We start from the raw sequence: 5,234 nt of genomic DNA, 5'->3' as shown, positions 1-5,234 counted from the left end.
ACGTTCTTCTTCACGGTGGTCCCTCATCTCGGATGATTCTTGGCAGATTCACCCGATACCTACCAACTGGCAGGCTTCAGGTGGGGGACCGCCACCTGCGAAGTTCTACGAGAGTCGGGACATCCTCGGATTTTCGGCACCGACAACGCCCTGCTCGTGCTCACCGACCTCAATGTCAACGGTGACGAACGACCAAGAGCGCTGACAGCCGCCGTCGGCGTGTACGGGCACGAGTCCTCTCCGCCGCGCCAGCCTCCATGACCAGCACCGTCGCGATGGCGAATCCACTGTGCTGACGCGCGAGCCCTGTGTCACGTAATGCTGAAGAGCAGGTCGAGGAACGCCTGCACGTCGGAATCACGGCCGCGGCTCACTCGGACGCGCCGCAGCCGGGCGAGCAACTCGCGGCCTTCGTCGCCTTCGGCGACCATGCCGAGCATGCCTTCGAGCGCGTCGAAATCCGTGGCCTCGCCGTCGACGGCGAGGGACCGCAGCAACAGCTCCGCGTCTTCGCGCCGACGCTCGTCCAGGCTCTCAAGGAGCATGTAGGCGCGGGCGGTCGAATTGCCGGCCGCGGCCGCCGCGCGGAAGCACTCGCTCGCCTCCTCCTCGCGGCCCAGCAGTCCGTACGCGGAGCCGACGGAGAAGAGCACCATCGGATTGGCGGACCGTGCGCAGGCGGTGAGCAGTTCGTCGATCTCGGGCGACGTCGAGCCCTGGTCCAGCACGGCGGGCATTTCGCGCATCATCAGCAGCTTGAGCAGGCCTTCCCGGGCACGCTCGTCGCCCGCCGCAAGGGCCGTTCGGTAGAGCGCCTCGGCTTCTTCGTCGCGGCCGGTCGAGTCGAGCAGCCCCGCCAACAGACGCGGCCCGGCTTGCACACCCGCCGCCGTCGCACGCCGGAGCAACCGCTCGGCCTCTTCCAGGTCGGCGCTCGGTTCCAGCGGATGCAGGAGGTCTTGCAGGGACCCGAAACACTGCCCGGCGCACATCGCCTGCACGATCCTGGCCAGCTCACCGTCTGTGGGCAGCATGTGCTCGCGATAGCTCGGCGTCTCGATGGCCCACGTCCGGATCACCTCGAGGTCCTCCGCACGGCAACTCTTGCGCATCAGGAGCATCGCGAGGCACACCGACGCGCTTTGATCATCATCCTCGGCCTGTGCCTGCCTGAGACAGTCCTCTGCCTCAGGCAGCCGGTCGAGTCGGATGAGGAGTTCACCGAGCAGCGCCCGGGCTCCGACGACCCCGGCGTCGAGGGCCCGCCGGAAGAAGGGCTCCGCCTCATGCCACCGGGCGTGGCGGCCCAGCAGATCAGCCAGTACCAGCAGGGCACGGTCGTGCCCGTCCTCGATCGCGCTGCGGAGCAGCGCCTGCGCCGCATCGAGCGCCTCCGGCGTGCCCGCTGCCTCGACCAGGGCGGCCAGCCGGGTCGCCGCGTCACCTCTGAGTTTCGCGTCCGGGCCGGCCATCGCCTGCTCGTAACACGATCGGGCCTCATCTCGATCGCCGTCGCCCTGCACGACGATGCCGAGGCTCAGGAACGCCGACTGAAGCACCGATGCGTCGGCCGTCCGGGACCGGTCGCAGTCGGCGACGGCCTGCCGAAAGGCCTCCTGGGCGCCCTGCATGTCCCCCAGCATGTAAAGACAGGAACCCAGCTGCAGTGCGGCCCGCGGCGAATACCACGGATCGCCGTAATCCAGCACCCTGCGGTACTCGGTGCACGCGCCCGCGAAGTCGCCGGCGAGTCCGAGCTGCCGACCCAGCAAATACGCGGCACGCGCCACCAGATCGGAGCGCCGCGAGTACGCCGCCTCCCGCAGCGCCGCCATCGCCTCGTCCCTGCGGTCCAGCTGTAACAGAACTCTGCCAAGCGCGTACGTGGAGAAGGGGGCGAACTTGAGGTCACCGGTCGCAATGGCTCGCCGGAACTCGGCCATCGCCTCCCCGAGCTGTCCTTCCCTCCGTAGCCGAAGCCCGAGTTCATAGGCCGCGCGGGCCTCTCCGCGCGCCGAGCCCGCCGACCCCGACTCGAATCCGTCCGATCCCGTGGTCCCACCCATGGCCTCACAGTAGCTCCGAAACCAGGGGCGGGCGATACTGATCCGCCCCGGCATCTCAGGTGGCCATGAAGCATGGCTCCGTGCCGGTGAAGATCGGGTCTGAAGCCCCAGCATGTCAGCAGTTCCTCAACGCGGAAGTGCTCCGCGCTGATGCGACCGGGCAAACCGGTCGCGCTCACGGTTGGCAGAGCAGGTCCGGCAGGCGAGTGGCGGCCTGGGGGCGCCGACCCCAGGCGATGACGTTGCCGGTGAACGCCTGGCGCCACACGGAGGACCGGCCATAGACCAGGAGCAGGGTCCCGACGGGTCGCGCCCAGAGGCTGCAATCAGTCCGTTCGCGTGAGAGCGTCTCGCGTGTGCTCACGACGCCGTCTCCGAAGCTTATGACCAGATCCGGCTGGCGATCCGGCGCGCCACGCCAGCGAATGCGGTACGAGACCGCGGCGTTGCGGCCGGCCGCCGTCGGCATCAACGGCGTCATCTGGAGGATGATCTCGCGCACCAGGACCAGGGCCACCGACCGCTCGATCGGCCATGGCACCTGCGTGGTGCGGGCCATGTCCAAGCCGTGCATCATCACCTCGCCGAGCGCCAGCGCGGTGAGGGTGTCCGTGGTCCTGGTCATCCCGGGCCCGTACCAGGGTGTGTGCAACTCCTCTGCGGGATCCAGCGTTGCCGTGGTGTCGAGCAGCGCCGCAAGACCTTCCTCGATCAGGTCGACCGCGACCGCCAGTTGGCGAGCAGAGTCCGGGTCGGTCATCGTACTGATCAGTGCGCCGTTGAGCAGCGCGAGACGGTGATGGAAGTCCCCTTCGCCGAGATCGAACGGAAGCTCCCGCACACCCTCCCCACGCGCGGCCCCAGCGAACGCCCGCAGGACGATGGCCACGTGACTCGCGGCCTCGGCCAGCGTCCACTCGGACCCGACGACCGGCGTCTGCGGCGCCGCCTGGCGAAGCATCCGCACCAGCGACTCACCGACCTGCGCCAGCGCGCCTCGCACTACCTCACGACCGGCCGAATCCACAATCCGCCCCTATCGTCCGAAACATCCTTGGCGACGGCGACGACTGTACATGGCAGGCCCCTCATTCACCACCGCGGGCGATGGGGCACGGCGGGCAGCACGCGCACCTGCTACGGCGCCTGGCCCATGCCGACCGCCGGCGCCAGGCCAGATGAGCGCGGTGTTCTGATCAGACTTCAGCAAACCGATCATTCCAGGTGACGCGGCACCTTCCGCCACGGTGTCAGAGCATCAGAGCAGGCGCCGACCCGAACTCACGAGGCTCGCTGATCACATTGCATGCAGTCGTCCGGGGCCCTGCGGAAGGCCGGCGGCACCGGGACGTTCGTGATCGCGGCGGGACGCGTTCAACTTCCGGGTGTCGCCGGGCGTTCGATGTCGTGCAGGTGGTGAATCCCTTCGTGGGCGGCTTGCCGGATCAGCCACAGCAGGGTGCGTTCCTCGCCGGGCAGGCGTGTCGCGCTGCGCAGCCGCTGGGCCGGGGTGATCCCGGTGATCAGGGCCCTGAGCCGGGCGGCTGCCTCGGTCAGGGCGTCGAGGACTTCGCGCTGGTTCTGGTCGTTGTAGCGTCCTTGCACGGCGCGCTGGTCGTTGCGCATCGGCTCCAGGACCGGATGTTCCTGGGCCAGCGTCTGGTTGATCCGGTCGGTGTAGACGTCGAAGACGTCGCGGACGTGGCACAGGTATTCGATGGCCGACCACGTCCCGGGTTCGGGCCGTCGGCGCAGCGCCGCGTCGGTGAGGCCGGCGACGGCTTGGCGGAAGCGTGCCGGCAGCGAGGCGAGCATGTCGGCTGCCTGTTCGGTGTCGGTGTACGGGTAGCTGAGGCCGCAGCTGTCGCACACGTGGTCTTCCGGGACCAGCGGTGGGATCGCGTCGATCGCCGCGGCCCAGTCGCCGGACCACCGGTTGAGGGGGAGCAGGGCCTGGCAGGCACCTGCTCCCAGGTCGGTGAGCTGGTAGGACCCATCGGGGTGGCGGATGACGAGAAGTGCTTGCTGCAGTTCGGTCAGCCGGGTCTGCAGGACGCTGGAGGACATGCCGTCGCAGCGTTTCTGCAGTGGGCGGAAGCCGAGCGCGCCGTCGCGAAGCTCCCACAACACGCGCAGGGTCCAGCGGCGTCCGAGGAGGTCGAGGGCCGCCATGACCGGGCGGCCGGTGACAGAGCCGCGGACCGGGCGGCCTGGACGAGGCGCCGATGTCGTCATGCGAATCCCTTCAGCCCTTGCCGACTGCTTCGTTTTCCGAAACACTAGCAGCAGCCGTGAGTGCTTCTGATTTCGAAGCGTACTCGTTGAGGAGTGATTCGTGAGCCCGCGCATCAGCCCGGTGGCCGAGCCCTACCCGACGTCGACAGCAGAGCTGATCCACCGCATGGCAGTGCCTGGCAGGCCGACCCTCGCGCTGTTCACCACGCTGGCCCGCAACACGGCGCTGGCCGACGCGGCCCACCGGATGGGGTCCTATCAGCTCAGCAGGAGGCTGAGTCTGGGCTTGCGGGACCGCGAGATCGTGATCGACCGCACCTGCGTCCGCCTGGGCTGCGCATACGAGTGGGGCGTACACGTTGCCCACTTCGCGGCACGCGCGGCTCTGACCGACGACCAGGCGCGCTCGCTGGTCGCCGGCGGCAGTTCAGACCCCTGTTGGACGAGTGAACGCGATCGGGTGCTGATCGACCTGGTCGACGCGCTCTGTCGGCACTATGACATCGCCGACGCCCTGTGGGCCAGGGCGTCGGCGGACCTCGACGACGGACAGATCCTTGATGCCCTGGCCCTGTGCGGCTGGTACCACGCAGTCTGCTTCATCGCCACCGCCACGCGCCTGCAATCCGAACCTGGCGCGGCGCGCTGGTCCGACGTCCTGCAAAGTGACCCGTCATGATGGTGATGCGGCGGGCAGAGCCCGTGCGTGGAAGGTGGGCGACGGCATGCATGCTCGGCGAGCGCCAACACCGATAGCCGGTCATCAGGCGCGACCGACATGATTTTGATTTCAAAGCCAGATGTACAGTTCCGAACACTGGAGGTTCCGTGGCTAAGGGCTACTGGGTTAGTGTCTACCGCACCATTTCGGACCCTGAGAAGCCAGCTGCCTATAACGAGCTGGCCGGTCCGGCTGTCCGGGCTGGGGGTGGG

At 68.3% G+C, this 5,234-nt stretch carries 4 protein-coding genes and 2 pseudogenes; 2 read left to right on the top strand and 4 right to left on the bottom strand.

Annotation, left to right across the window (positions count from 1 at the left end; genetic code table 11):
- Positions 1 to 311: 311 nt before the first annotated feature.
- From KDL01_RS38875 to KDL01_RS46285, 4 genes and pseudogenes are all read right to left on the bottom strand, one after another.
- Complete coding sequence (locus tag KDL01_RS38875) at positions 312 to 1,943, bottom strand: tetratricopeptide repeat protein (protein ID WP_212533732.1); 1,632 nt, start codon at positions 1,941 to 1,943, stop codon at positions 312 to 314.
- Positions 1,944 to 2,241: 298 nt separating this feature from the next.
- Complete coding sequence (locus KDL01_RS38870) at positions 2,242 to 3,093, bottom strand: maleylpyruvate isomerase N-terminal domain-containing protein (RefSeq protein WP_212533731.1); 852 nt, start codon at positions 3,091 to 3,093, stop codon at positions 2,242 to 2,244.
- A 347-nt stretch (positions 3,094 to 3,440) separates the two neighbouring features.
- A complete protein-coding gene (locus KDL01_RS46290) occupies positions 3,441 to 3,974 on the bottom strand; it encodes a DinB family protein (RefSeq protein WP_368861740.1) in 534 nt (177 codons plus the stop codon).
- Positions 3,972 to 4,301, bottom strand: a pseudogene (locus tag KDL01_RS46285) (winged helix-turn-helix transcriptional regulator); the annotation flags it as partial. The gene KDL01_RS46290 and the pseudogene KDL01_RS46285, both read right to left, overlap by 3 nt.
- Positions 4,302 to 4,401: 100 nt before the next feature.
- Here KDL01_RS46285 and KDL01_RS38860 point away from each other — a divergent pair.
- Both KDL01_RS38860 and KDL01_RS46280 read left to right on the top strand, forming a co-directional pair.
- On the top strand, positions 4,402 to 4,980 hold the full coding sequence (locus tag KDL01_RS38860; protein WP_212533729.1) for a carboxymuconolactone decarboxylase family protein: 579 nt from the start codon (positions 4,402 to 4,404) through the stop codon (positions 4,978 to 4,980).
- 149 nt (positions 4,981 to 5,129) lie between these two features.
- Positions 5,130 to 5,234 (top strand): annotated as a pseudogene (locus KDL01_RS46280) (DUF1330 domain-containing protein); the annotation flags it as partial.

It is taken from the genome of Actinospica durhamensis (assembly GCF_018139695.1).
Lineage (GTDB): Bacteria > Actinomycetota > Actinomycetes > Streptomycetales > Catenulisporaceae > Actinospica > Actinospica durhamensis.
Note: the sequence above shows the minus strand (reverse complement) of the source record. Positions and strands in the feature narration are given on the sequence as shown.

Excerpts from the sequence above, each read along its gene's own strand:
- KDL01_RS38875 (WP_212533732.1), bottom strand. The coding sequence starts at position 1,943 with ATGGCCGAGTTCCGGCGAGCCATTGCGACCGGTGACCTCAAGTTCGCC.